24 protein-coding genes are annotated in these 26,859 nt (G+C 62.7%); 14 read left to right on the top strand and 10 right to left on the bottom strand.

Annotated features, from left to right (window positions below; genetic code table 11):
• Positions 1 to 143 precede the first annotated feature (143 nt).
• The 5 genes from ilvD (at position 144) to B5527_RS28865 (ending at position 5,432) form a co-directional block, all read left to right on the top strand.
• Positions 144 to 1,847 carry a dihydroxy-acid dehydratase gene (gene ilvD / locus B5527_RS28885; protein ID WP_079604539.1) on the top strand — a complete coding sequence of 568 codons (1,704 nt, stop codon included), beginning with the start codon at positions 144 to 146 and terminating at the stop codon, positions 1,845 to 1,847.
• A gap of 120 nt (positions 1,848 to 1,967) precedes the next feature.
• Positions 1,968 to 2,813, top strand: coding sequence for an ABC transporter ATP-binding protein (locus B5527_RS28880; protein WP_079604538.1), 846 nt, complete (start codon positions 1,968 to 1,970; stop codon positions 2,811 to 2,813).
• The gene (locus tag B5527_RS28875; RefSeq protein WP_079604537.1) at positions 2,810 to 3,595 is read left to right on the top strand and encodes an ABC transporter permease; all 786 of its coding nucleotides are present in this window, start codon (positions 2,810 to 2,812) and stop codon (positions 3,593 to 3,595) included. Before B5527_RS28880 ends, B5527_RS28875 begins: the two co-directional genes overlap by 4 nt.
• Complete coding sequence (locus B5527_RS28870; RefSeq protein WP_079604536.1) at positions 3,592 to 4,359, top strand: ABC transporter permease; 768 nt, start codon at positions 3,592 to 3,594, stop codon at positions 4,357 to 4,359. The genes B5527_RS28875 and B5527_RS28870 overlap by 4 nt, the downstream gene beginning before the upstream one ends.
• Before the next feature lie 26 nt (positions 4,360 to 4,385).
• The gene (locus tag B5527_RS28865; protein WP_079604535.1) at positions 4,386 to 5,432 is read left to right on the top strand and encodes a peptidase M29; all 1,047 of its coding nucleotides are present in this window, start codon (positions 4,386 to 4,388) and stop codon (positions 5,430 to 5,432) included.
• Between the two features lie 192 nt (positions 5,433 to 5,624).
• Here the strand turns inward: B5527_RS28865 and B5527_RS28860 are convergent, their stop codons facing one another.
• The 6 genes from B5527_RS28860 to B5527_RS28835 all read right to left on the bottom strand — a co-directional run bounded on the left by B5527_RS28860 (position 5,625) and on the right by B5527_RS28835 (position 11,922).
• Complete coding sequence (locus tag B5527_RS28860; protein WP_079604534.1) at positions 5,625 to 6,617, bottom strand: 3-hydroxybutyryl-CoA dehydrogenase; 993 nt, start codon at positions 6,615 to 6,617, stop codon at positions 5,625 to 5,627.
• Positions 6,614 to 7,708 (bottom strand): NAD/NADP-dependent octopine/nopaline dehydrogenase family protein, encoded by a 1,095-nt coding sequence (locus B5527_RS28855; protein ID WP_079604533.1) that lies wholly within the window; start codon positions 7,706 to 7,708, stop codon positions 6,614 to 6,616. Before B5527_RS28855 ends, B5527_RS28860 begins: the two co-directional genes overlap by 4 nt.
• The gene (locus B5527_RS28850) at positions 7,705 to 9,240 is read right to left on the bottom strand and encodes a class I adenylate-forming enzyme family protein (RefSeq protein ID WP_079604532.1); all 1,536 of its coding nucleotides are present in this window, start codon (positions 9,238 to 9,240) and stop codon (positions 7,705 to 7,707) included. Before B5527_RS28850 ends, B5527_RS28855 begins: the two co-directional genes overlap by 4 nt.
• Before the next feature lie 7 nt (positions 9,241 to 9,247).
• Positions 9,248 to 10,531 (bottom strand): acyl-CoA dehydrogenase family protein, encoded by a 1,284-nt coding sequence (locus tag B5527_RS28845; RefSeq protein ID WP_079607583.1) that lies wholly within the window; start codon positions 10,529 to 10,531, stop codon positions 9,248 to 9,250.
• Complete coding sequence (locus tag B5527_RS28840) at positions 10,531 to 11,358, bottom strand: alpha/beta fold hydrolase (RefSeq protein WP_079604531.1); 828 nt, start codon at positions 11,356 to 11,358, stop codon at positions 10,531 to 10,533. The genes B5527_RS28845 and B5527_RS28840 overlap by 1 nt, the downstream gene beginning before the upstream one ends.
• A gap of 114 nt (positions 11,359 to 11,472) precedes the next feature.
• Positions 11,473 to 11,922 (bottom strand): cupin domain-containing protein, encoded by a 450-nt coding sequence (locus B5527_RS28835; RefSeq protein ID WP_079607582.1) that lies wholly within the window; start codon positions 11,920 to 11,922, stop codon positions 11,473 to 11,475.
• Positions 11,923 to 12,068: 146 nt separating this feature from the next.
• Here B5527_RS28835 and B5527_RS28830 point away from each other — a divergent pair, with 146 nt between their 5' ends.
• The 4 genes from B5527_RS28830 (at position 12,069) to B5527_RS28815 (ending at position 17,456) form a co-directional block, all read left to right on the top strand.
• The gene (locus B5527_RS28830; RefSeq protein ID WP_079604530.1) at positions 12,069 to 12,830 is read left to right on the top strand and encodes an SDR family NAD(P)-dependent oxidoreductase; all 762 of its coding nucleotides are present in this window, start codon (positions 12,069 to 12,071) and stop codon (positions 12,828 to 12,830) included.
• Positions 12,831 to 12,887: 57 nt separating this feature from the next.
• On the top strand, positions 12,888 to 13,724 hold the full coding sequence (locus B5527_RS28825; RefSeq protein WP_079604529.1) for an enoyl-CoA hydratase family protein: 837 nt from the start codon (positions 12,888 to 12,890) through the stop codon (positions 13,722 to 13,724).
• A gap of 78 nt (positions 13,725 to 13,802) precedes the next feature.
• Positions 13,803 to 16,151 (top strand): bifunctional salicylyl-CoA 5-hydroxylase/oxidoreductase, encoded by a 2,349-nt coding sequence (locus tag B5527_RS28820; protein WP_079604528.1) that lies wholly within the window; start codon positions 13,803 to 13,805, stop codon positions 16,149 to 16,151.
• A gap of 54 nt (positions 16,152 to 16,205) precedes the next feature.
• Entirely contained in the window at positions 16,206 to 17,456 is a 1,251-nt protein-coding gene (locus tag B5527_RS28815) for a flavin-dependent oxidoreductase (protein WP_079604527.1), read from the top strand.
• Positions 17,457 to 18,403: 947 nt separating this feature from the next.
• Here B5527_RS28815 and B5527_RS28810 read toward each other — a convergent pair.
• Positions 18,404 to 18,859, bottom strand: a complete 456-nt coding sequence (locus B5527_RS28810) for a cupin domain-containing protein (RefSeq protein ID WP_079604526.1) — start codon at positions 18,857 to 18,859, stop codon at positions 18,404 to 18,406.
• A 163-nt stretch (positions 18,860 to 19,022) separates the two neighbouring features.
• Positions 19,023 to 20,195, bottom strand: a complete 1,173-nt coding sequence (locus tag B5527_RS28805) for an ABC transporter substrate-binding protein (protein ID WP_079604525.1) — start codon at positions 20,193 to 20,195, stop codon at positions 19,023 to 19,025.
• 336 nt (positions 20,196 to 20,531) lie between these two features.
• On the opposite strand from B5527_RS28805, the gene B5527_RS28800 reads away from it, so the two are divergent.
• The 4 genes from B5527_RS28800 to B5527_RS28785 all read left to right on the top strand — a co-directional run bounded on the left by B5527_RS28800 (position 20,532) and on the right by B5527_RS28785 (position 24,147).
• Positions 20,532 to 21,026: a MarR family winged helix-turn-helix transcriptional regulator gene (locus tag B5527_RS28800; protein ID WP_079604524.1), complete on the top strand. Its 495-nt coding sequence runs from the start codon at positions 20,532 to 20,534 to the stop codon at positions 21,024 to 21,026.
• 3 nt (positions 21,027 to 21,029) lie between these two features.
• Positions 21,030 to 21,848 (top strand): alpha/beta hydrolase, encoded by an 819-nt coding sequence (locus tag B5527_RS28795; RefSeq protein ID WP_245332299.1) that lies wholly within the window; start codon positions 21,030 to 21,032, stop codon positions 21,846 to 21,848.
• A 114-nt stretch (positions 21,849 to 21,962) separates the two neighbouring features.
• On the top strand, positions 21,963 to 23,669 hold the full coding sequence (locus B5527_RS28790) for an AMP-binding protein (protein WP_245332298.1): 1,707 nt from the start codon (positions 21,963 to 21,965) through the stop codon (positions 23,667 to 23,669).
• Between the two features lie 19 nt (positions 23,670 to 23,688).
• Positions 23,689 to 24,147 (top strand): RidA family protein, encoded by a 459-nt coding sequence (locus B5527_RS28785; protein WP_079604522.1) that lies wholly within the window; start codon positions 23,689 to 23,691, stop codon positions 24,145 to 24,147.
• 66 nt (positions 24,148 to 24,213) lie between these two features.
• Here B5527_RS28785 and B5527_RS28780 read toward each other — a convergent pair whose 3' ends face one another.
• Both B5527_RS28780 and B5527_RS28775 read right to left on the bottom strand, forming a co-directional pair.
• Positions 24,214 to 24,561, bottom strand: a complete 348-nt coding sequence (locus tag B5527_RS28780; protein WP_154072587.1) for a hypothetical protein — start codon at positions 24,559 to 24,561, stop codon at positions 24,214 to 24,216.
• A 179-nt stretch (positions 24,562 to 24,740) separates the two neighbouring features.
• The gene (locus B5527_RS28775) at positions 24,741 to 25,535 is read right to left on the bottom strand and encodes a class II aldolase/adducin family protein (RefSeq protein WP_079604520.1); all 795 of its coding nucleotides are present in this window, start codon (positions 25,533 to 25,535) and stop codon (positions 24,741 to 24,743) included.
• Between the two features lie 303 nt (positions 25,536 to 25,838).
• Between B5527_RS28775 and B5527_RS28770 the strand changes: the two genes are divergently transcribed.
• Positions 25,839 to 26,846, top strand: coding sequence for an ABC transporter substrate-binding protein (locus tag B5527_RS28770; protein WP_079604519.1), 1,008 nt, complete (start codon positions 25,839 to 25,841; stop codon positions 26,844 to 26,846).
• The last annotated feature ends 13 nt before the right edge of the window (positions 26,847 to 26,859 follow it).

The raw sequence follows: 26,859 nt of genomic DNA, 5'->3' as shown, positions 1-26,859 counted from the left end.
CACCGGTCGTTCCGGCGCAAGCCGGGATCCATGGGCCGAGGCCCATCATTTTGGCACTGTGGCGGAGGCTTCTGTCGCAACTAGCGCCCGGGGGTTATGGATCCCGGCGTTCGCCGGGACGACCTGGAGAGAGATTTGTACGCATGAAGAAGTGGCGATCCCGCGTGACGACCGACGGCCTCGATCGTGCGCCCCACCGCGCCTTCATGCGGGCGATGGGCCTCGACGACGACGCGCTTGCCAAGCCGATGATCGGGGTCGTCAGCATGAAGGGCGAGCAGACGCCCTGCAACATGACCCATGATTTCCAGGTCGATGCCGCCAAGGCCGGAATTGCGGAAGCTGGCGGCACGCCGCGGGAATTCACCACGATCTCGGTGTCCGACGGCATCAGCATGAATCACGAAGGCATGAAATTCTCGCTTCTCTCGCGCGAGTTGATTGCGGATTCAATCGAAGCCGTGGTCCATGGCCTCGCCTACGACGCGCTGATCGGTTTTGGCGGATGCGACAAGACGCTTCCCGGCGTGATGATGGGGATGATCCGCTGCAACGTGCCGTCGATCTTCATCTATGGCGGCAGCGCGCTACCCGGACGGTTCGAGGGAAAAACTCTCACCGTGCTGGATTCCTACGAGGCCGTCGGTGGCTTCATGACCGGCGAAATCGACGAGGCGACGCTTGCGGGCATCGAGCGGGCCTGCCTGCCGACGATCGGCGCCTGCGCCGGGCAGTTCACCGCCAATACCATGGCGATGGTTTCCGAGGCGATGGGGCTGACCATGCCCAACGTGTCGATGATCCCCGGCGCCTATGCCGAACGCGCCCAAGTTGCGCGCCGGGCAGGGCGGCTGGTGATGCAGATGCTGCAGCGGAGCGGCCCGTTGCCGCGTGAAATCGTGACCCGAAAATCGCTGGAAAACGGCGCGGCCATTGTCGCAGCGACCGGTGGGTCTACCAACGCCGCGCTTCATCTCCCGGCGCTTGCCAACGAAGCCGGCATATCCTTCACCATCGACGACGTCGGCGAAATTTTTGCGCGAACGCCCTTGATCGGCAATTTGCGGCCGGGCGGAAAATATACTGCCAAGGATGTTTACGATATCGGCGGCACTGCCGTTGTGATCCGCGCGCTGGTCGAAAGCGGTCACATCGACGGCAATTGCCTGAGCATAACCGGCCGGACCATTGCCGAGGAATACGGCGGCGCCAATGCGCCCGATGGCGAGGTTATCTTCAGCACGAACACGCCGATCATGCCGGACGGCGGCGTGGCGGTTTTGAAGGGCAATCTTTGTCCTGATGGCGCAGTCATCAAGGTGGCCGGCCTCAAAAACCTGGTATTCGAAGGAAGCGCGCGCGTGTTCGAAGACGAGGAAGCGTGCGTCGATGCGGTGCGCAATCGCAAATACGCTGCCGGCGAGGTTCTCGTCATTCGCAATGAGGGCCCCGTCGGCGGCCCCGGCATGCGCGAGATGCTGGGCGTCACCGCGCTGATTTACGGGCAGGGCATGGGCGAGAAGGTCGCGCTCATCACCGACGGACGCTTCTCCGGCGCCACCCGCGGGATGTGCATCGGCTACGTCTCGCCGGAATCCTTCGTCGGCGGGCCGCTGGCGCTGGTGCGTGAAGGCGACCGTATCCGGATCGACGCCGGCGCGCGCCGCCTCGATCTCCTCATTGACGACAATGAGTTCGCGAAGCGGCGGCAGGCGTGGAGGCAGCGACCGCCGCGGCATCGGGCAGGGGCGCTGGCTAAATACGCGCGTCTGGTCGGGCAGGCGCCCGGCGGTGCCGTCACCCATGACGGTGCGGCGGAATGGCCCTGGTTCGATCAACCGTTATGAGGCTGTCAGCCCAAAACAGCATCGCCAATCCCGGCATGTTTCCTGCTATGCTCGATTTAATCCGGGAAAATCGAGAAGCCATCTGTGCCTGACGGAACTATGCCAGGAAGAAAAGCTGGAATGAAAGTGGTGCCATCGCGGCCGGATACCGCTCCGGAATCCGCCTCGGCGCGCAGGCAGGCGACCGCCATGATCGAGATCGATCGGGTCTCGCAGGTTTTTCAAACTTCCGGACGCCAAAACCATCTGGCGTTGTCCGAGATTTCACTGACAATCGAGAATGGCGCCTTCGTCTCCATTCTCGGCCCGTCCGGCTGCGGAAAATCGACATTGCTTTATATCGTCGGCGGCTTCGTCAGCCCGACCGAAGGCGTCGCCAGGATGAAGGGCAAGGCGATCACCGGTCCCGGTCCTGATCGCGGGCCGGTGTTTCAGGAGTTCGCGCTGTTTCCCTGGAAGAGCGTGCTTGGCAATGTGATGTATGGCCCGCGCCAGCAGGGCGTCAAGCACGCCGAGGCTGAGGCGCAAAGCCGCGCGCTGATCGAGATGGTCGGCCTCAAGGGCTTTGAGAATTTTTACCCCAAGGAATTGTCCGGCGGCATGAAGCAGCGCGTCGCGCTGGCGCGCACGCTGGCGTATCACCCCGCGGTGCTGCTGATGGATGAGCCGTTCGGTGCGCTGGATGCACATACGCGCACGCGGCTGCAGAACGACCTGCTCAATATCTGGGAACGCGACCGCAAGACGGTGCTGTTCGTTACTCATTCGGTGGAAGAGGCGGTGTTCCTGTCGGACAAGGTCGTGGTGATGACGCGTTCGCCGGGCCGCATCAAAGAGATCGTCGATATCGATCTGCCGCGGCCGCGCCGCCGGGCGGAGCTTCTGCTCGATCCCCATTACCAGAAATACGTCGTCGATATCGAGCGCATGATCGATGACACCAGTGAAGACGAGTTGCGCCCATGATTTCGATGCGCGCCCTTGTCTCGCGCTCGGCACCGCTGCTGGCCTGCCTCGGCCTGCTCGGCATCTGGCAGATTGGGGCGCTGATCCTCAATACCGACAGCTTTCCCACCGCGCTGGATGCGATCCGTGCTATCCCTTCCATCCTCGGCGACAAGGAATCCTTGATCAACATCCTGGCATCGCTCCGACGCATGGCGATCGGCTTCAGCCTCGCGGTCGCAGTTTCCATTCCGCTGGGATTGATGATGGGCCGCAGCCGCGGCGTGGCGTCGTTTTTCAATCCGTTGCTGATGGTGATCTATCCGGTGCCAAAGGCGGCGCTGATGCCGATCATCATGCTCTGGCTTGGCGTCGGCGACCTCGCGAAAACGCTGGTGATCTTTCTCGGCGTCAGCCTTCCCGTGATCTATCACAGCTTTCAGGGCGCGAAGGCGGTGGAGGAGAAGATGCTGTGGTCGGGCGCCGCCATGGGCCTGTCGGCGACGCAGCGCATGATGCGGATCGTATTGCCGGCGGCGTTGCCGGAAATCCTCACGGGCTGCCGCACCGGGCTTGTGCTGGCGCTGATTACCATGGTCACCAGCGAAATGATCGCGCGACAGTCCGGCGCCGGCAATATCCTGTTCAATGCGCTCGACATGGGACAGTACGACGCCGTATACGCGATGATCATCATCATCGGCGCCATGGGTATCGGTCTTGACGCCGCCTTCGAAAAGCTGCGCGGCAAGCTTGTAAGATGGTCCGAGCCGGGCTTCGATATTCCTTTGAGCTTTGCATGAACCCACGCGCCGTTACATCAGATGTTCTGCTTGGGATCGTGCCGATCGCGTTATCGGTCGCGTTGTGGCAGGCGATTGTGTCGTTCGGCTATGCCCCGGCGACGCTGCTGCCGCCGCCCGGTCTGGTGTTCATGCGTCTGGCGCAGCAACTCACCACCGGCGGGTTTCAGCAAGAGATCGCCGCCACGCTGTTTCGCCTGTTCGCGGGGTTTTCGATCGCGGTGATTTTCGGCGTCTCGATCGGCCTCGCCGCGGCGGCCAGTCCTGGCGTCAACGCCGTGGTACGTCCGATCGTGCGGGTGTTGGCGCCGTTGCCCAAGGTCGCGCTGTATCCGGCACTGTTGTTGCTGCTTGGATTCGGCCATGAATCCAAGATCACGCTGGTTGCCGCGGATGCGTTGTTTCCGATTCTGCTTTCGACCTATTACGGCGCGTCGATGGTCGAGCAGAAGCTGATCTGGTCGGCGATGGCGGCGGGCACGCCGCGCCGTCAAATCCCGTTCAAGGTGGTGCTGCCGGCTGCGGTTCCCTCGATCCTGACCGGCTGCCGCATCGGACTTGTGATCTCGTGCATCGTGGTGTTTCTTGCCGAAATGATCACCTCGACCGATGGTCTCGGCCACCTCCTGGTGACGGCGGCGCGGACCTTTCAGGCCGTCGACATGTTCGTTCCGTTGATCACGATTTCGCTGCTGGGGCTGATTCTCAACGGCCTGCTGCAGGCGGTGCGGTCCTATCTGCTGCGTGGCTTTCCGGAAGTCTGATGCAACGATTGAAGCGGAGCTGAACTATGCTAGCAGATCGCATCGAAGCGAAATGGATCGACGCGTTCTGCGAGATTTTCGAGCGCTGCGCGGTCAAATCCGGCGATACCGCCGCCATTCTTTCGGAGACGCAGTCGCGCGCGCTCAATGTTCACCTCGCCGAACTGGCGCTGTTACGGATGGGCGCAAAGCCGTTTCACATTATCGTGCCGACACCGCGCAACCGGCAGGTCGTGCCGATCCGCTCCACCGGCGCCAGCGAAGCGATCCAGCGGCTTGGGCCTGTAATCACCGCGCTGCAGCAGGCCGGCTTCGTCGTCGACTGCACTATCGAGGGGCTGATGCACGCGGTGGAGACGCCGGAAATCCTCAAAGCCGGCGCGCGCATTCTGGTGATTTCCAACGAACACCCCGAAGCGCTGGAGCGCATGGTGCCCGATACTGCACTGGAAAAGCGCGTGCGGGCCGCGGCAAAAATGTTGCGCGGAACCAAGCGGATGCACGTGACTTCCAAGGCAGGGACCGAGCTCGACGTCGACATGGTCGGCGCTTCGACGGTCGGCGTCTGGGGCTGGACCGACAGACCGGGGACGCTGGCGCATTGGCCCGGCGGCATCGTCGTCAGCTTTCCCAGGAGCGGCACGGTCAACGGCACGCTGGTGATGGCGGCCGGCGATATCAATCTCACCTTCAAGCGCTATCTGACCTCGCCGGTCCGGATGACGCTAAAGGACGATTACGTCACGGATCTCCAAGGCGAGGGCGCGGACGCGATGATGATGCGCGCTTATCTCGCGGCGTGGGGCGACCGCGAAGCCTATGCGGTATCGCATGTCGGGTTCGGCATGAATCCGGGCGCGCGCTACGAGGCGCTGGCGATGTACGACCAGCGTGACACCAACGGCACCGAACTGCGCGCGGTCGCCGGCAACTTTCTGTTTTCCACCGGTGCCAACGAATTCGCCGGACGCTACACATCGGGGCATTTCGATCTTCCCGTGATGGGTACGACGATCGAACTCGACGGCGTCGCCGTGGTCCGCGACGGCGTGCTGCAGGACGTGTTTGGGTAGCCTGATATTTGGATCGAAGGTGGTCGCGTCAACGGCGGTGAGCTCCCTCTCCCCTTGTGGGAGAGGGTTGGGGTGAGGGGTTCCGGTCTATCGACAAAAAGTGACCCCTCACCCGAATTGCATCTGGCGATGCAATCCGACCTCTCCCACAAGGGGAGAGGTGACACGGAGCTTGTGGCGCACCCAAATCATCTAATCCCCATCGAGCACCGGCGGTCGTGCCAGCCCGAAATGCCTGAGCAGATCGACCAGCGCCGCGAGGCGCTGTTCGCGGTAGGCATCGATGTCGAGGCCGGAATAATCGAGGAAGCCGGCGCCGGTGCGCAGGCCGATGCGGCCATCGCGCATGTTGCGTGAAATCACCTCGGGCGCACGATAGCGGTCGCTGCCAAGCGCGCCCTCGAGATAGCGGCTCGCGTAATAGAGAATATCGCCACCGCCCCAGTCGATGAATTCCAGGAGACCCAGCACCGCATAGCGGAAACCGAAGCCATACCGGATTGCCTTGTCGATATCCTCGGCGCTGGCGACGCCTTCTTCCACCATCCGCGCCGCCTCGTTCATGGCCAGCGCCTGGATCCGCGGCACGATGAAGCCGGGTGTGGCGGCGCACACCACCGGCATCTTGCCGATGCCCTCGAGCAGGGCTTTCACCCGCGCGATGACATCAGGATCGGTCGCCGCCCCCGGCGATATCTCGACGAGCGGGATCAGATAGGCGGGATTAAGCCAGTGTACGTTGAGAAAGCGCTGGGGATGTTCGACTGACCCTGAGAGATCGTCGACCAGAATTGTCGATGTGGTCGAGGCGATGATGATGTCAGGCCCGACGCATTTTGAGGCCGCCGCCAGCACCTCGCGCTTGAGCTCGACCACCTCCGGCACGCCTTCGAACACGATGTCGGCGGCGGCCAGCGCGGCAGCCATATTCTGCGTTGGCACCACGGAAACGCGCGCGATGACGGCTTCGGCGTCGTTCTCCGCCAGCAATCCGAACCGCGCCAGGCTTGCCAGCGTTTTGCTGACTTCACCGAGTGCCTCGGCTTGAAGGGTTGCAAATTGTTCCGCGGCGCGTGTCTTGACGTCGATCATGATGACGGCGTGGCCGGCATAGGCGAATGCCACCGCAATGCCGCGGCCCATGCGACCGGCGCCAAGACAGGCGATCATGGGGCGCGCGGTCATGGGTGAAGACCTTCGCCCAACAGGCTTTGCAGTCTATCGCGGTCGAGACCACCAAGACCGAGACTTGCCAGCGTTCGCCCCTCTTTCATGAAATCTTCACCGCAGATCGTTCCGCCGATCGCCAGAAAGGCTTTTGCCAGCGGCGTCGCAACTCCGGCGAGTTCAGCAACCGAAACCAACAACGACAGGCCAAGCCGTAAGTCTTCCCGCATGTAGCGATGCTCTGTAAGGACGATCCGCTCGCGCCAGTCCCCGGAATCGGTCAGGCGATCATGCGAGCCGCGGCCATACATCCATTGCTCGCCTTCGGTGGCGTAATGATGCGCCAGCGGAAAATGCGGGCTGCCAAAGCCCAAACCTTCGCGTACCGCGATGCGTTCGGCATCGAGTGCGTCGGTGACCCGGCGGATCGAAGCCTGCGTGCCTTCCTTGTGAATGTCCCAGCGCTCGAAATGCTCGATCGGGCCGGCATTCATCACGATCAAAGGCGGATGGATGATCGGCCCGGCATTCATCAGAGCTCCCGACAGCGCATCGCCGCAGGGCTCGATCACGCCCGGAAATGCACGTCCGATCACGTCGAGCGCGTGGTCGGCGGTATCAAGCGGAAAGACGCCGACCGGCAGCCGTTTGGCGCGGATGGTGATGGCAACTTCGAATGGTCCGTGTTTGCGCGTCAGCCATGGCAGGGTGCCGGTCTCCGCAAAGCTCACTGCGGCATGATTGCCGGCGTCATGCGCCGCCTTGGCAAAGATCATCGAGCCGAAGGTGGCCGGCGGCAGGAATATCACCTGCCCATCGGTCAAATGCGGCGCGAGCTGACGGGCGATATCGGGCTGCGCAAAGGCCGGGGCAGGGCACAGGATAAGCTCTACGTCGCGGACGGCTTCCGCGATGTCGGCCGTCACCAGCGCCAGTTGCACGTCGTGCCGGCCATTGGCGTCCTTGAGAACGATGCGCGAGCCCGCCGCGCGATGTTTCGCCACCTCAGCCGCGTTGCGCCGCCACAGCCTGACGTCGTGGCCTTGCAGTGCTAAATCGCCTGCGGCCGCGAATGAGCCATTACCGCCGCCGAGCACCGCGATCTTCAATTTACATCTCCTTGAGAAGGCGCAGGTTCGCCAAGCTGCCGCAGCATGAAATGCTGAACCTTGCCCAATGCCGTGCGCGGCAGATCGTCGACGAAAACGATATCGCGCGGCACCTTGAAGCGGGCAAGCTGCGTCAGCACATGCATCCTCAGAGCTTCTGCCTCGACTAAACAATCTGTGCGCGGAATCACATAGGCCACCGGCACCTCATCCCATCTCGGGTCTGGCCTGCCGATCACGGCGCACTCCCTGACATCGGGATGCTCCAGCAGCACGCGTTCGATTTCCGCCGGATAGATATTTTCGCCACCGGAGATAATCAGGTTCTTCTTGCGGTCGTGTACCCAGAAATAGCCTTCGGCGTCGCGGACCCCGATATCGCCAGTGCGATACCAGCCGTCGTGCAGGGCTTCCCTTGTTGCTTCCTTGTTGCCCCAATACTCGGAGAATACGTTGGGACCGCGCACTGCGATTTCGCCCGGCGTGTTCGGCGGCAGCTCGACGCCGGAATCATCGATCACTTTTGCCTCGCAGCAGAGGCCGCAGAGGCCGGTCGAACCGACGCGCGAAAGATCGCCGCCGAGGCGAGTATAAACCGCGACCGGGCAGGTTTCGGTCGAGCCATAGACCTGAAGCACCGGCACCCCGCGTGCGACGAAGCGCTCGATCAGATGCGGCGGCACGATCGTCGATCCGGTCGAGACCGCTTTCAGCGAGGACAAATCGGTGGAGAACCAGTCGGGATGGTCCGTCACCGCTTTAATGGCGGCGGGAACCAGCACCGTCAAGGTCGGGCGCCCGCGCGCGATGGTGGATAGCGTTGCGTCCGGCGTGAACCGCGGATGGATGGTCACGGTCGCGCCTTCGTGCAGGGCCGGTGTGGTCTGGATGTTGAGGCCGCCGACATGGAAGAAAGGCAGGACCGTGAGCACATGGTCATCGGAGGTGAGATCATGCATGTGCTGGCTCATCACGCCATTCCACAGTAACGCCTCTTGCCGCAGCACCGCGCCCTTGGGCCGCCCCGTGGTGCCTGAGGTGTAGACGATCAGCAACGGACAGGCGAGATCGGCAAGCGGATTGCGGCCGTCGCCGAGCGCGCGCGTCAACAGTGCGTCGAACGCGATTCCGGGTCGGGGTACAAAATCAAGCCCGACAATGCTTGTACCGGGCAGGGTTTTTTCCAGCGTCGGCAAAATCTCCGCAAAGGCCTGTTCGAGCACCAGCACTTTTGCCGCAGCGTCCGACAGGATGAATAGCTGTTCGGCGACCGCGAGCCGCCAGTTCAGCGGCACCAGCATGGCGCCGAGCCGTGCGCAGGCATAAAGCAACACGAGATAGTCTGGCCGGTTCAGGCTGAGGATCGCGACGCGGTCGCCACGGCCGACGCCAAATTCGGCCCTGAGCGCCTGCGCGGCGCGCTCGATGCGTCCGGTGAACGCCGCGTAACTCAGGGACTCGCCCTCGAATATGATCGCGGGCTTGCCGGGCGTGAACGCCGCGTTCCGTTCGATGAGATCGGAAAGGTCCATTTTCGAACTAGTCGTCCGACTCGCCGGTCTCGTACAGCGCTTCGCGGCCGATGCGGTCGAGACAGAGTTCGGCGGTCCACGGCAGCATCAGCGACCCGCAGCGGCTGTCGCGATAGATCCGCTCCAGCGGCAGCGATTTCAGCATCGCCTGGCCGCCGCAGGTGCGGATCGCCAGCGTCGCGATCTCGTTGGCGCCCTCCATCGTCGAATATTGCGCAGCATAGGCGCGGAGAACCTGCTCTTTCGATGGATTGGCACGGGCTTCGGTAACGGCCTGAAACCAGATCGCCTTGATCTGCTCCAGCTTGATCTGCATCTGCGCCACCGCGATCTGCTTGGTCGGATACATTCGGCGCTTGACCGGCGGCGTGCCCGGCATCTCGCCGCGCAGATAGCGCACGGTGAAATCGTACGCGCCCTGCGCAAGGCCCATATAGGTCGGCGACAGCGTCAGGAACATATGCGGCCAGCGCATCGCCGCCTGGAAATAGACGCCGCGCGGCATCAGCGCCGCATCCTCCGGCACGAACACGTCCTTGAACAACAGTGTGCGCGAGACAGTGCCGCGCATGCCCAGTGGATCCCAGTCACCGACCACGGATACGCCGTCGGCCTTGGCAGGCAGTGCGAGGTAGAGCGTGTTGCGGCGGGAGGCCTTTTCGCCTTCCGCGATCTCGGTGCAGAGCACGCCGTAATAATCGGCGTGGCCCGAAAGCGAAGCAAAAATCTTCTTGCCGTTGACAATCCAGCCGCCCTTGACCGGCTTGGCCTCGGTACCGAATGCAACGCCACCGGCCGCCGCCGCGCCGCCTTCCGAGAACGGCTGCGAATAGACCGCGCCGTCGTCGATGATGCGCCTGTAATGCAAGGCACGCCGGCGTTCATGTTCGGCGCGGGTGGCCGCGTCCATGTCGAGATCGTCGGCCAGCGGCCCGGACCACAGCGTCGAGCAGACGTGCATGTTCCAGGTCAGCGCGGTCGCCCCGCAATAGCGGCCGATCTCGGCCGCCGCCAGGGCATACGTCTGGTAGTCGGCGCCGAGGCCGCCGTGCTTCCTGGGAATGGCGATGCCGAGCAGGCCGGCGCGATGCAGATCGCCGTAATTTTCGCTCGGGAATTTCGCTTCACGATCATAGGCCGCGGCACGGCCTGCAAACACGGTCTGGCCGAGTTCGCGCGCGGTCGCAATGATCGCCGCCTGTTCGTCGTTCAGCCGGAACGCCCGGGGGTCGAAGATCGGCGCATCGATCTTGTCGACCGCCGTTACGCTCTTGCTGGTTTGCACCGTCATCATGCCGTCACTTGTGTTGCAGTTACATTCGCCTTCAGGAATTGATCCAGCGCGGCATTGAAAGCCAAGGGGCGTTCCAGGTTGGCGAGGTGGCCGACACCTTCGAGTTCAACGTATGTCGCGGATGGAATATAGCTCGCCATTTTCGCCATCATCGGCGCCGGCGCATTATTGTCCTTCGAGCCAGACAGCACCAGCGTCGGCACGGCGATCGCCTTGAGCGCGCTGCGCAGATCAAACCCCATCAGCGCCAGCATGGTGGCGCGATAGGTCGCCCCGGGAACGGCGGCCATGCAGTCGCGGGCGAGATCCATGCCGCTCGCGTCGGGATCGTCGCCCACCAATTCGTTGACCAACGACGGCGCCAGCGTGACCAGCGTCTCGCCGCGATCGAGCGGGCCCAGCCGCGCGTCGATAAAGGATTTCTGCCAGTCGCCGTCGGGTTTGCCGAATGCGGGGCTGGTCTGGGCGAGGACGACGGCGCCGGCAGTGCGCGGGTTCTTTGCCAGCCATTGCTGAACGATCATGCCGCCGATCGAATGGCCGACGATGACGGGATTCGTCGCGCCGACGGCTTGCAGGAAATCCTGCAATGCGCCGGCGAGGGCGGCGATGCTGACGTCCGGCAGCGGCGCGGAGCCGCCATAGCCCGGCATATCCCAGGCGATGGTGCGATAGCGATCCCTGAAAAAATCCAGTTGGCCACGCCATGCCCGCGCCGCGCCCCCGATTCCGTGCAGGAACAGCAGCGGCTGCGAAGCTGGATCGCCGGCGGCCTCATAGCCGAAACGGCCATCCTTCGTCGTCAATGGTGCGGAACCGGGCACGCCGGATCTCCTGTCTTGTGAGGGCTGCCGATGCTAACAGGACCCCGATGGATGAAAAGCAATATTTTATGCTTAAAGCAGTTGCGGGCCGTCGAGCGCGGCTTGCCCTTCCGATCAGTCATTGGCCTCGGGCGGCAGGAAGTTCACTTCGTGTTCGGCAGAGATGCGAACAATCTCGGCGACATCAGTCAGATTGTGAAGCTGATTGAACAGCGCTTCGAGCTTTTGCGTCGGCGACACCCAGAACAACGCTCGCGCCGGCTTGTCCGACTTGTTGAAATAGCCGTGTGGAATGCCGCGCGGCAGCCTAACCAGATCGCCGGCCTTGGCCTGCGCCCAAACACCATCAAGTTTCAGATCCAGCATGCCGTCCTGCACCAGGATGAATTCCTCCTGGGTCGGATGAACATGAACCGGGACAAACTGGCCCGGATCGCTGTTGGTTTCAAATGCAAAGGTGGAGTCCGTCACCGCCTTCGGGAAATACACCTGGCCAAGGATATTCCAGGTCTTGCCGGAATATCCCGTTCCATTCCGGGTGATGCCTTTTTCGAGCGCTGCCATGATGCTCATCCTCCTGACCGTCCGGTCGACGCTACCCGCGGCGCTTCATCTGTCAAGCAGGCATCATCGACGTTTCTTGCAAAAGCTTGAAGTCTAAAATATACGCAAGTCCTCTGCGTTGATGAGTTCACCCGGGAGGCCCGCGCATGTCCGGATTGCCGCATTCCCTGCATGCGCTCGTCACCGGCGGCGGGCGGGGCATCGGCCGCGAGATCGCCTCCACGCTTGCCCGTGCGGGAGTAACCGTCACCGTGCTCGGCCGCAATCGCGCTGCGCTCGATGACGCGGTTGCTGCCGGCGCCGCGCACTTCGCAAGCGTTGCCGATGTCGCGGATCAGGCGGCTATCAACGCTGCGGTTACGGAAGCTGCGGCGCGGCAGCCGATCGACATCCTGATTGCGAACGCCGGCGCCGCGGAATCCGCGCCGTTCGCAAGGTCCGATGCGGCGCTGTTTCGGCGAATGATGGATGTCAACTTCATGGGCGTGGTCTATGCCGCACAGGCGGTGTTGCCCGCGATGAAGGATCGCCCTTACGGCCGGATTGTCGCGGTTGCATCGACCGCCGGTCTCAAAGGCTATGCCTATGTCAGCGCCTATAGCGCGGCAAAACATGCAGTGGTCGGGCTGGTGCGCTCGCTGGCGCTGGAACTGGCAGGCACGCGTGTAACGGTCAATGCCGTGTGTCCCGGCTTCACCGATACTGACCTTCTGACCGGCAGCATCGACACCATCATGAAAAGAACCGGTCGCAGCCATGAGCAGGCCGTCGCCGAACTCGCGAAGCATAATCCGCAGGGCCGTCTTGTGACGCCCGCGGAAGTCGCCGATACCGTGCTTTGGCTGTGCGGCGAGGGAGCAGGCTCCATCACCGGACAGGCTATCGCGGTTGCTGGTGGAGAGGTTTGAAGTGCGGGTATTGCGCTTAAACCGAACAACAACGAACGAGACTTCCAGGGAGATCCCATGAGCACACCAGCCAATCCCGTTACGCTGCCATTGGCGGACTATTCGCCCAGGCATTTTCTTTTGGCCGTGGTGGATGGCGTGGCGACGGTGACGTTGAATCGCCCCGAGCGAAAAAATCCGCTGACATTCGAGAGCTATCGGGAACTGACGGATTTCTTTCGGGCCTGCGCGATGGACGATGAAGTCAAGACTGTCGTGATATCCGGCGCCGGCGGCAATTTTTCTTCGGGCGGCGATGTGTTCGAAATCATCGGCCCGCTGGTGCAGATGGATACCAAGGGCCTCACAGCCTTCACCCGCATGACAGGCGATCTCGTCAAGGCGATGCGGGCCTGTCCGCAGCCGATCATAGCAGCCGTCGAGGGCATCTGCGCCGGCGCCGGCGCGATCATCGCCATGGCGTCCGACATGCGGCTGGCGGCTGCCGGCGCCAAGGTCGCATTCCTGTTCAACAAGGTCGGACTTGCCGGCTGCGACATGGGCGCCTGCGCGATCCTGCCGCGCATCATCGGCCAATCCCGGGCGTCGGAGCTGCTCTATACCGGCCGCTTCATGACCGCGGAGGAGGGCGAGCGCTGGGGATTCTTCAGCCGTATCGTCGCGCCGGAACACGTATTGTCGCAGGCGCAGCTTCTCGCCAGGCAGGTTACCGAAGGGCCGACCTTCGCCAATACCATGACCAAGCGGATGCTGGCGATGGAATGGGCGATGTCGGTGGAGGAGGCGATCGAGGCCGAGGCGATCGCCCAGGCACTGTGCATGACGACCGCGGATTTTGCCCGCGCATTCGAGGCGTTTTCGAACAAGGTCAAGCCGGCATTTCAGGGTAATTGAGGTTGGTCCGGGCTTGCCGGGAAAATGCTTTAGGCTTAAAATAATAGGATGATCGGATAGAAGCGCCGGAGGCTTTCCATGAAGTTCGCGATCATCGGTGGCGGACCCGCTGGTCTCTACGCCGCGATACTGCTGAAAAAGCAGCGGCCGCAGGCCCAGATCACAGTCTACGAACGCAACCGCGCCGACGACACCTTCGGCTTCGGCGTGGTGTTTTCCGACGCCACGCTGGACAATTTCGAAAAATACGATGCGCCGAGCTACCGCCGCATCACCCAGGAGTTCGCCTACTGGGACGATATTGCCGTGCACTTCCGCGGCACGGTGCACCGCGTCGGCGGCAACGGATTCTGCGGTTGCGCGCGTCGCAGCCTGCTGTTGATCCTGCAGGAGCGCGCGCGCGAACTCGGCGTCACCCTGCTGTTCGAGACCGACATCGAGGACGAGGCGCGCTTTGCCGATGCCGACCTGGTGGTGCTGGCCGACGGCATCAACAGCCGTTTCCGCGACAAATATATCGAGCATTTCCAGCCCGAGGTGGACCTGCGGTCCAACATATTCGCCTGGATGGGGTCGACCAAACCGCTCGACGCCTTCACCTTCATTTTTCAGGAGACCGAGTGGGGCCCGTTCATCGCCCACGCCTATCAATACGAAGCCGGGCGCTCGACCTGGATCTTCGAAACCGACCCCGCGACGTTCAAGCGCGCCGGGCTCGAGGGCCTGAGCGAGAAGCAGTCCGCCGATCGTATGGCCGGCATTTTCGGCTGGTTCCTCGAAGGTCATCAACTCCTCACAAATCGCTCGATGTGGCGCAATTTTCCGATGATCCGCAGCAAGCGCTGGGTCAAGGACAACATGGTGCTGCTGGGCGATGCCAAGGCGACCGCGCATTTCTCGATCGGCTCCGGCACCAAGCTCGCCATGGAGGACGCGATTGCGTTGGCGGACGCCATGCAGCGCGCGCCGACGGTCAAGGCCGCCTTGCAGCAATACGAGGAGGGGCGGCGCGAGGAGGTCGAGAAGACCCAGCACGCCGCCGACGTCTCGCTGGTCTGGTTCGAGCATGTCGACCGCTTCTGGGACTTCGATCCCGTGCAGTTTGCGTTCGGCGTCATGACCCGCGCCAAGGCGATCACCTACGACAATCTGACGCTGCGGGCACCGGACTTCGTCGCCGAGGTCGACAAGGCCTTTGCGAAGCAGGTCCGCAGCCAAGGTTTCGACGTCGATGTCGTGAAGCCCGTCGCGCCGATGTTCCAGCCGTTGAAATTGCGCGAGATGACGGTCGCTAACCGCGCGGTCGTCTCGCCGATGTGCATGTATTCGGCCAAGGAAGGCGTGCCCGGCGATTTCCACCTGGTGCATTACGGCTCGCGCGCCATCGGCGGCGCCGGCCTGATGTTTACCGAAATGACCTGTGTCAGCCGTGACGCCCGCATCACGCCCGGTTGCACAGGGCTGTGGAACGACGAGCAGGAGGCCGCGTGGCGCCGCATTGTCGATTTCGTGCACGCCAATTCGGCGGCGAAAATATGCCTGCAGATCGGCCATGCCGGCCGCAAGGGCGCCACCAAACTGATGTGGGACGGCATGGACCGTCCATTGGAGGACGGCGGCTGGGACGTCGTGTCGGCATCGCCGATTCCGTATTTTCCAGACAGCCAGGTGCCGCGCGAGATGGACCGCGCCGCGATGGATGCGGTCAAGGCGGCGTTCGTCCAGGCAGCGGTGCGCGGCGAGGCTTGCGGCTTCGACATGCTGGAGCTGCACGCCGCCCACGGCTATCTGCTCGCGAGTTTCATTTCGCCGCTGACCAACCAGCGGACGGACTCCTATGGCGGCTCGCTCGAGGGTCGGCTGCGCTTTCCGATCGAGGTGTTCGAGGCGTTGCGGGCGGTGTGGCCGGCGCACAAGCCGATGTCGGTGCGCATCTCCGCCACCGACTGGACCGATGGCGGCATTACTGGCGACGACGCCGTCGAGATCGCGCGCGCCTTCGCCGAGGCCGGCGTCGATCTGGTCGATGTCTCTACCGGCCAGACCGTGCGCGATGCCCAACCGATCTATGGCCGAATGTTCCAGACGCCGTTCTCCGAGCAGGTCCGCAACGAAGCGCGGGTCGCGACCATGTGCGTCGGCAACATCACCACGGCGGACCAGGTCAACACCATTCTCGCCGCCGGCCGCGCCGATCTGGTGGCGCTCGGCCGTCCGCATCTGGTCGATCCGTCGTTTACGCTGAAGGCCGCGGCCTGGTACGGCGCGGAGATTTCCTGCCCGCCGCAATATCTGCCGGGCAAGGAGCAGATTTTCCGCAACAGCGTGCGCGACCGGCAGGATTTCGACGATCTGAAAATCAAGGCCAAACCCAAGACCCGGGCTGAGCTCAAAGCCGAGGCGACAAAGCCGCTTGCGGCCGAGTGAGGCGCTGTGCGACGTTAAAGGCCGTTGCGTTAGGGTATTGCGTGGAGTCGGACGATGAAGGCGATTATCGTCGGAGGAGGTATCGGAGGCCTGACCACGGCGCTGATGCTGCGCGCTCGCGGCATCGGCTGTGAACTGTTCGAGCAGTCTGATACCATCCGCGAACTCGGCGTCGGCATCAATACGCTGCCGCATGCGATCCGCGAACTCGCCGGCCTCGGCCTGCTGCAAAAGCTCGACGACGTCGCTGTTCGCACCGACGTGCTTTACTATCTCAATCGCCATGGCCAGGAAGTGTGGCGCGAATGCCGCGGCATCGACGCCGGTCATGACGTGCCGCAATTTTCGATTCATCGCGGCCGGCTGCAGAGCGTCATTCACCGCGCTGTCGAGGAGCGGCTGGGGCCGGATGCGATCCACACCGGCTGCAGGCTCGGCGCCTTCACCCAGGACGAGGGCGGCGTCACCGCCTATTTCTTCGATCGCGCAGGCAGCCACACCAGGACTGCGCACGGCGATATTTTGATCGGCGCCGACGGCATTCATTCGCGGGTGCGCGAGACGCTGTTTCCGGACGAAGGGCCGCCGTGCTGGAACGGGCTGATGCTGTGGCGCGGCGCGCGCGATTGGCCGGCGTTCCTGAGCGGCCGTTCGATGATCGTCGCCGGCGGCCTGCATGCCAAGGTCGTGGTCTACCCGATCGCGGAAGGGTCTAGTCCGGCCAGCCGCCTGACCAATTGGGCGGTCTTGGTAAAAGTCGGTGACGGCAACGCGGCGCCGCCCCGTCGTGAGGACTGGTCGCGGCCCGGCAAGCGCGAGGAACTGATGCCGCATGTGGCGCGGTTTTCGGTGCCCCATGTCGACGTGCCCAGCCTGATTTCGGCGACGCCCGAATTCTATGAATATCCGACCTGCGACCGCGATCCGCTTCCTTATTGGTCCAGCGGCCGCGTCACGCTGCTCGGCGACGCCGCGCACCCGATGTATCCGGTGGGATCGAACGGCGCGTCGCAGGCCATTCTCGATGCACGATGTCTTGCCGACGCGCTGGCGCGCTCCGAGCATCCGCGGCAGGCGCTGGTGGTCTATGAACAGAAGCGATTGCCGATGACGGCGGAGATCGTGCGCTCGAACCGGCGGGGCGGCCCGGAAGGCGTGATCGACGCGGTCGAGCAACTCGCGCCCGACGGCTTCGACAATGTCGAGAACGTGCTGAGCTATTCCCAGCGCGAGGCGATCGTGCGCGGCTATGCCAGCAAAGCCGGCTTCGCGGCGGTGCCGGGGCTTGCGGCGGTGCGGAGGTAAGCGCTGCAAGCGGGCTACGAAGGCCAATCGCTCGCAGAATTGATCATCGATGTTTCGGAAACGGCGGTGAGCTCCCTCTCCCCTTGTGGGAGAGGGTTGGGGTGAGGGGTTGCGATCTATCGATAGTCCGTAACCCCTCACCCGGATCGCATCTGACGATGCGATCCGACCTCTCCCACAAGGGGAGAGGTAAAGGGCGCCCGGCTTTGGCACGGTCATATCAGTTGCAATTCTCAAACAGCTGAATGCGCGAGATTCTGAGACCGTCATTGCGAGCGAAGCGAAGCAATCCACTCTTTCTTTGTGTTGCGGCATGGATTGCTTCGCTGCGCTCGCAATGACGGTATGACACACCTTCGCGATCTCGCGGCGCGATGCGCCCGAGGTTTATCAAAAAGATCCGCCCTTTTGAACAGAGGGCGTGGGGAATGCCGGGCGCCCGATGCACCCGCAGCCTCGTGTGCGCTATGGTAGCAAGTATGCACACGAGTATTCACAGCGAGCCATCGGAAATCACCCGACATTCCCGCACGCAATGGTTTACGGCTTATACCGTGCTCTCCCCGGTGATCGGCTTTCTTGCCACCGTCATCAGCGGTTGCCCGCCAACTTGACACCAGCGTCGGGGTGTCAGGACCACACGTCTTCGCCGTCCGCTGCAAGCAACGCCCGTCAAGCGCGCCGCCGCGTCCACCGCATCCCGCCCCGCGTCCGTGACGTCGCGAGCCGCCCCTCTGAGTGGGACGGGACGCAGGAAATATACAACTGATTTGGGTCTTCTGAAAATCAGAAATATTTTTTCAAAAGGGGCTGGACACGAAATCGGCAAGCAAGCCCGTCGGGCAAATCAGCACGCGGCTCGGCCTGGAGCGGCGGATTACGCCTTCCGCCTTCGCCGTAGCAGCTACGGCGGACACGTCGGTTCCAATCCGCCTGCGGGCTGTTGGTCAAGCCCCCGGCGGCGGCGGCAGGAAATGAACGTTGTATTCCGCAGCCATCGCCACGACATCCTCGGGCCTCTGTTCCCTCATGTTGTGAAGGCCCCAGAACAGATCGTACAGTCTCTGGGTCGGCGACACCCAGAACAGCACCTTGGCGGTCTGGTCGGATTTGTTGAAGATGCCGTGGGGGACGCCCATGCCGAGACGTATCAGGTCGCCCGGCGTCGCCTGGGCCTCGCCGCCGCCCAGCATGAAATCGAGTTTGCCTTCGAGCATGTAGAGATATTCATCCTGATCCGGATGGATATGCGGCGGCACGAAGGTGCCCGGCGGCAGCGTCGCATGCCAGGAGAAGGAATGGTCGGTACAGCTTTTCGGCACATAGGTCTGGCCGAGGATATTCCAGGAAATTCCCTGCATGCCCTCGTTTGCCCGGGTGATGCCGGTGATCTCGTTTTTCATTTTGTTCCTTCCCTCCCTGTCTGATGCAATTCGGCTTCCTTCATCCTTCGAGACGCATCGCTTGGCGATGCTCCTCAGGATCCCTCATGGTGAGGAGCGCCTCTTCGCGCGTCTCGAACCATGAGGCCACGTGAGATACGGCCGTGATTCGAGCGACCGCGCATTAATTGCCCATGCAGTCTTTTGCGTAACGGTCGCCGTAATTATCGAACACCTTCTCGACGATCTCGGTCTGGAATTTGCCGTCGGGACGCTTTGCGACCTTGGTGAGATAAAAGTCCTGAATCGGATAGCCGTTGGTGTTGAATTTGAAACCGCCGCGCAGCGAAGTGAAGTCGGCCTTCTTCAAGGCGGCCGCCACGGCTTCCTTGTTCGAAAGATCGCCCTTGACCGCCTTGGCCGCGCTGTCGATCAGGATGGCCGCATCGTAACCCTGCATGGCATAGGTGCCGGGCACGCCGTTGTAGGCAGCCTCGTAGCTTGCGACGAACTTCTTGTTCTGTGGATTGTCGAGATTGGGCGCCCAGTTCGCGCCGCCGAACATGCCGACCGCCGCATCCTGCTGCGCCGGCAGCGTCGATTCATCGACCGTGAACGCCGACAGGACCGGAATTTGATCGGCGAGGCCGGCCTGCTTGTATTGCTTCACGAGGCCGACGCCCATGCCGCCGGGCATGAAGGTGAACACGGCATCCGGTTTCAGCGACGCGATCTTGGAGAGTTCAACCTGGAAATCCAGCGTGCTCAGGGGAATGTAGGTCTCTTCGACGACTTCACCCTTGTAGTCGAGCTTGAACCCGGCGGCGGAATCCTTGCCGGCCTGATAGTTCGGCACCAGGATGTAGACGCGCTTGTAGCCGCGATCCTGGGCGACCTTACCGAGGATCTCGTGGACCTGATCGTTCTGATAGGAGGTCACATAGAAAAACGGGCTGCAGCTCTTGCCGGCGTAGCTCGACGGTCCGGCGTTCGGGCTGACCAGGAAAGTTTTGGAGTCCACCACCGGCTTGTGGATCGCCTGCAGGATGTTGGAGAAGATCGGCCCGACCACGAAGTCGACCTTGTCGCGCTCGAGCAGGCCCTTGACCTTAGTGACGGCGGCGTCCGGCTTGAGTTCGTCGTCGACCACCACGAGTTCAACATCGCGGCCGGCCATCTTGCCGCCGAGATCCCTGACCGCGAGCGCGAAGCCATCGCGGGCCTGCTGGCCGAGCACCGCCGCCGGTCCGGACAAGGTCACGATCACGCCGATCTTGATTTTTTCCTGGGCGGCGGCCGCATGAGCGGCGACAATCAACGCAACTGCCAGCCCGGCCAACCTCAATTGCTGTTTCATGACTGTTCCCCCCGATCGGCGGCCCTACGCGCGGCCGAAATCCACGCCAACCCAAATCCGAGCCCCAAGAAGCTTATTCCCATGCCGGCTGTCGCCGCAAGCAAAGCCGCCGAAGGCGCAGCCGTCACAGGACTAAAACAGGCAAGCCACGCCCCAATTGTTTGAAACCTAAAGAAATTCGCAAACCGGCGCAATCCGCCGCCATCGGCGTTTTGACTTGCGGCACATCCCGATTTATTTGAAGGTCAAAATAACGCGTCGAAACCCGACACGCGCGAGGTCGGCAGCGCTATTGTCCGCGCTGCCGTGAGGGCTCCAGGCAGGTATGATCGCATCATGATCCTTGATTCCGAGACCAAGGCCGTCGAACTCCCCGAGGATCACGGCAACGAGCTTAGACTATGGCTCCGCCTGCTCACCTGTACGACCCTGATCGAAGGCGAGGTGCGCAGCCGGCTGCGCGAACGGTTTGATGTCACGCTGCCGCGCTTCGATCTGATGGCCCAACTCGACAAGGTCCCGGAGGGCATGACGCTGTCGGATGTTTCGAAGCGGATGATGGTCTCCAACGGCAACGTGACCGGGCTGGTCGAGCGGCTGGTCGAATCCGGCCATCTCGACCGGCGCACCTCCGATACCGACCGGCGGGTCCAGGTGATCCGGCTGACGAAAATCGGCCGCGCCGAGTTTCGCAAGATGGCGGCGGAGCACGAGAACTGGATCGCCGACATATTCTCGGATCTGGCCCCGAAGGATGTTCGCGAATTGATGCGCCTGTTGGCCAAGACCAAGGCCTCGGCGCAAAAATCCGCACAAGCACGAGCATTGTAGATCTTGAGCGCCGGCGTCGACTATGAAGTCGAGTACAACAACCGGGCGCGGGTTCCCGAAAACCCGTCGCTGATCGCCGGTTGGGCACGCGACGCGGCCGCCTATCGCGAGCGGCATGCCCCGCGCTCGATTCCTTACGGCCCGGGCGCGCGCCACAGCATCGATTTGTTTCCCGCCGATGACAAAGGTCCGATTGTCGTTTTCATTCATGGCGGTTACTGGCAGGCGCTGGATAGCTCTTTTTTCAGCCATCTCGCCGGCGGGCTGAATGCCCACGGGATCGGCGTTGCCATTCCCTGTTACGACCTTTGTCCCGATGTTACCGTCGATGACATTATCGCGCAGATGCGGAGCGCGACGCGCGAACTGGCGCGGTTGGGCCGGCCGCTCGTCGTCAGTGGCCATTCCGCGGGCGGGCATCTCGCCGCCTGCCTGCTGGCGACCGACTGGCCTCAATTCGATGCTTCGCTGCCCGTCGACCTCGTCGTCGCGGCCTACGCCATTTCAGGTCTGTTCGATCTGGGGCCACTGGTTGAAACGTCGATCAACAAGGCACTGCGTCTCGACCAGGTCACCGCGAGGACCGTCAGCCCATTGTTCTGGAACGCGCCGTCGCGCGGAGCGCTCGATGCGGTGGTCGGCGCGAAAGAAAGCTCGGAATATCATCGGCAAAGCAGAACCATCGTCGATCGCTGGGGCGAGGCCGGTCTTGCGACCCGGTTCGGCATAGTTCCCGACGCCAATCATTTCACCGCTATCGCGCCGCTGGCCGATCCGGAGTCGCCGATGGTGTCGCGGCTGCGCGAACTGGCGGGGCGCTGAGGTGCGCCGGCCTCCATAAAAAGCGCCGGATCGGCCGGACCTGGGGACTTGCGCCAAATTACTTTAAGTATAAAATGTTTTTGGATCGAGCCTTCATCCCGAAAGCGAGGGGCGATGGAAATGTCAGGTGGAATTCCCAGCCCTCGAGTTGAAAGTCTTGGCCCGTCGGGTCACGTTGACGATTTTGCGCGGCGAAATCTTCCGCCGTTCCACCAATGGCCGGAATTGCTGCTCGACCGCCCGGAGTTTCAATATCCGGAATACCTCAACGCCGCGGTCGAACTGACCGACCGTCTGGTCGAGAAGGGGTTCGGCGATCGAATCGCGCTGATCGGCAACGGTCGGCAGCGCACCTACAAGGAACTGGCGGACTGGTCGAACCGGCTGGCGCATGCCCTGGTCGAGAATTACGGCGTGAAGCCCGGCAACCGGGTGCTGATACGCTCGGGCAACAATCCGGCCCTGGTCGCGGCATGGCTGGCGGCAACGAAAGCCGGCGCCGTCGTCGTCAACACCATGCCGATGCTTCGGGCCGGCGAACTGACCAAAATTGTCGACAAGGCCGAGATCGCGCTTGCGCTGACCGACAGCCGCATCGCGGACGAACTGGTCGCCTGCGCGAAGACCAGCCGGTTTCTCAAGCAGGTCGTGAATTTTGACGGAACCTCAAATCACGACGCCGAACTCGATCGGGTGGCGCTGAACAAGCCGGTTCGGTTCGATGCCGTCAAGACCGGCCGCGATGATGTCGCGTTGCTGGGATTTACCTCGGGCACCACGGGCGAACCAAAGGCGACGATGCATTTTCATCGCGATCTCATGATCGTCGCGGATGGCTATGCCAGGGAAGTACTCAACGTCACTCCGGACGATGTCTTCGTAGGGTCACCGCCGCTGGCCTTTACGTTCGGGCTCGGCGGTCTTGCGATCTTTCCGTTGCGGTTCGGCGCTACCGCGACGCTGTTGGAAAACGCGGCACCCGCCGAGATGGTCAAGATCATCGAAACCTACAAGGCCACGATATGCTTTACCTCGCCGACCGCGTATCGGGCGATGATGACCGCGATGGACCAGGGCGCCGATCTGTCGTCGCTGCGTCTTGCGGTTTCGGCAGGCGAAACCCTGCCGGCGCCGGTTTTCGAAGCCTGGACCCGCAAGACCGGCAAGACGATTCTCGACGGGATCGGCAGCACGGAATTGCTGCATATCTTCGTGACGAACCGGCTGGGCGACGCGGCGGCCGGAACGACCGGGCACCCGGTTTCCGGTTACATGGCCAAGGTCGTCGACGACGACATGAACGAGTTGCCGCCGGGCACCGTCGGCAAGCTCGCGGTTCGCGGGCCGACAGGCTGCCGTTATCTCGCGGATTCGCGGCAGGCGAATTATGTGCGTGACGGCTGGAATCTAACCGGCGATACGTTCGTCGGTGACGCGAACGGCCGTTTGTCTTTCGTTGCCCGCTCCGACGACATGATCATCTCGTCCGGCTACAATATCGCAGGTCCCGAGGTCGAGGCGGCCTTGCTGAGCCATCCGGCCGTCGCCGAATGCGGCGTCGTCGGCGCGCCCGACGAGGCGCGCGGCATGATCGTCAAGGCCTATGTGGTCCTGATGCCCGGCGTAACAGCCGATGCCGCGCTGACGACGGCTTTGCAGGACCATGTCAAGCGCGAGATCGCGCCTTACAAATATCCGCGGGCGATCGAGTTCGTCACGCAACTGCCGAAGACGGAGACCGGCAAACTGAAGCGGTTTGCGTTGCGGCAGATGGCCCAGGCCGGCGCGCCCTCGACGCCGGCAGGCGTGGCCGCGGAATGAATGTGAAGGAGAACGGCTAGTGAGCACGTCGAAAGGGCCCACGCTTGCCGTGCTGCCGGTGACGAAGGACGATGCGTCGGCCTCAGGGCCGCAGATATTGCAACCGAGCGGTTGGCCGGCGCCGAAGGGTTACGCCAACGGCATGGCGGCCGACGGCCGTCTGGTGGTGACCGGCGGGGTGATCGGCTGGAACGCGCAAGGTCATCTGCCGGCCGACTTCGTCGCGCAGGTCCGGCAGACCCTGAGCAATATCTCTGCCATTCTGGCCGAGGGCGGCGCGCGGCCCGAACACCTCGTCCGTCTCACCTGGTATGTCGTCGACATGGAAGAATATCTGGCGAACCTGAAGACACTGGGCCAAGTCTATCGCGAGATCTTCGGTGCGCATTATCCCGCGATGGCGCTGGTTCAGGTCGTGCGTCTGGTTGAAAAGGCCGCAAGGGTCGAGATCGAAGCGACGGCGGTGGTGCCGCGCTGAATGACCTTGTCATGCCTCGGTTGAGGCCCGGCTGACCCGGCCAACTATCGCGAGCGAACCAGCCGGCTATTCGTGGCTTCTGGGTCCAAACAACTCTGTGTACAGATCGGTGGTCGGCCCGTTGCTTGGGATGCCGTAAGCCGTGGGATATGCCGGCGGGGCCTGCGGTTTGGCTGGTTCCTGCTGGGCTACGCTGGAGGCGGCCCCGGGCTGACCCTGCTGGACCGCTCCGGCCGAGACAGGTGCGGCCGCACTCCCGTCATCGCGTGCATTGGGGCGGAATAGCTCCGTGTATAAGTCAGTGGTCGGTCCGTCGCTGGTGAGGCCGTAACCGGTCTGATAGGGAGTGGATCGCCGTGCCGGGGCACTCTCGCCTGACGCCTGTGCGCCGACGCCGTCATTGGTCGCTGTCATGCGCGAATCCGCGCAACCGGCGATCATGATCGCGGGGAGCACTGCCATGACACGAATACAACGAGGTAAAGGGTTCAAGCCGGTTTCCCCGACCGATGTCCGGTCTGCCATCCGACTTTAGTACCAAGGAGGTATGGCACCCGCAAGGCAAACGGCCCGTCAGGTAGCCCGGTACAGCCCTAATTGCGGTACGACGTATCGACCCGGTCAAGCTTGCGAAGCAGCGCCGGCCAGGCCAGTTCGCCGTTGCGATTGGGCAGGTTCGCGCGCGGCTTCACCTTGTCGAAGGTTTTCTCCAGAACGTCCTGCGGCGGATAGACCAGCTTGGTATTGCAGGACAGCGCCATCACCTGCACCTCGCAGGCGCGCTCCATCCGATAGAGCAGGTTGAAGGTCGCAGGGATGGTCCGTCCGACCACGAGCAGTCCGTGGTTGCGCAGGACCATCGCCTCGTGATCGCCGAGGTCTCTGACCAGCCGCTCGCGCTCGTCGATATCGTCGGCGATACCTTCGAAGTCATGATAGGCGATGTGAAGAAACCGCATCGAGGTCTGCGCCAGCGGCAGCAGCCCGCATTCCATCGCCGAGACTGCCATGCCGGCCGGGGTGTGGGTATGCGCGACGCAATCGACATCATGCCGCGCCATATGGATGGCGCTGTGGATCACGAAGCCGGCCGCGTTCACGCCATAGTCCGAGGCGTTGAACAGCACGTTGCCGTCGAGGTCGACCTTGATCAGGCAGGATGCGTCGATTTCCTCGTACAGCATGCCGTAAGGGTTGATCAGGAAGTGATCGTGCGAACCGGGCACGCGGCATGAGATGTGGTTGGCGATCATCTCGGTCATGCCGTACATCGCGGTGAGGCGGTAGCAGGCGGCGAGATCGACGCGGGTTTGCCATTCCTCGGCGCTGACCTGCTCGCGGACCGATTTGACGGCTTTAATCGCGGGAGAGCTGACGGGAGGGGTCATGGCGTTTCTCCTTTAAGACGGGGCCTTTTTCGAAAACGCGGCCTGATCGACGAAGCCGAAGGTTAGCTGCAAGGCCGGTTGTGCCGCAAGGCGGGCGTTGGAGCAATGATTGCAACCCAGCCATCGCCGGTGCGCTGCGGTCGACCAACCGGCCCGCAGGCGAGGGACCGACCCTCCACAGTTTTGCTGCACGGCAAAAGCCTGTCGTCGCAAATCGTTCATACGCGGCCTATACTTGGTCGCCGGTCAGTGTTGATGTCCTGGTTCTGGAGCGCCCTTCCTTTTGAAATCGGAGCTAATTTCATGAAGACCGTCCGTTTTGCTCTGACCTTGCTGGCGCTGTCGCTTCTGGCGCCGTGGCACTCCGCCAAGGCGGCTGACGTCATCTGCTACAACTGCCCGCCGGAATGGGCGGACTGGGCCTCCATGCTCAAGGCGATCAAGGCCGATCTCAACTACGACATTCCCCACGACAACAAGAACTCCGGTCAGGCGCTGGCGCAAATCCTCGCCGAGAAAAGCAATCCGGTTGGCGACATCGGCTATTTCGGCGTCACCTTCGGCATGAAGGCAAAGGCGGAAGGGGCGCTGGAGCCGTACAAGCCCGTCAATTGGGATCAGGTGCCCGCGGGATTGAAGGACGCTGACGGCTACTGGACCACGATTCATTCCGGCACGCTCGGCCTGTTCGTGAACAAGGATGCGCTCGGCGGCAAGCCGGTGCCGGCCTGCTGGAAGGATCTGCTGAAGTCGGATTACAAGGGCATGGTCGGCTATCTCGATCCGACGTCGGCCGCCGTCGGCTATGTCGGGGCGGTTGCGATCAACCTGGCGCTTGGCGGCTCCGCATCGAATTTCGACCCGGCGATCAGCTTCTTCAAGGAGCTGCGGAAGAACGACCCGATCGTCCCCAAGCAGACGTCCTATGCCCGCGTGGTTTCCGGCGAGATGCCGATCCTGCTGGATTATGACTTCAACGCCTACCGCGCGAAGTACCAGGAGAAGGGCAACTTCGAATTCGTGATCCCGTGCGAGGGATCGGTGGTGTTTCCCTACGTCGTCGGCCTCGTCAAGAATGCGCCCGACAAGGAAAAGGCCAAGAAGGTGATCGACTATCTCCTGTCCGACAAGGGCCAGGCGATCTGGACCAACGCCTACTTGCGCCCGGCGCGCCCGATCGAATTGCCAGAGGCGGTGAAAGCGAAATTCCTGCCCGACAGCGACTATGCCCGCGCCAAGGCCGTCGACTGGGGTCAGATGGAAAGCGTGCAAAAAGGTTTTGTGGACCGCTATCTCGCCGAGGTCCGCTGAGGCAGTATGGCGC

Source organism: Bradyrhizobium erythrophlei (genome assembly GCF_900129425.1).
GTDB lineage: Bacteria > Pseudomonadota > Alphaproteobacteria > Rhizobiales > Xanthobacteraceae > Bradyrhizobium > Bradyrhizobium erythrophlei_C.
Note: the sequence above shows the minus strand (reverse complement) of the source record. Positions and strands in the feature narration are given on the sequence as shown.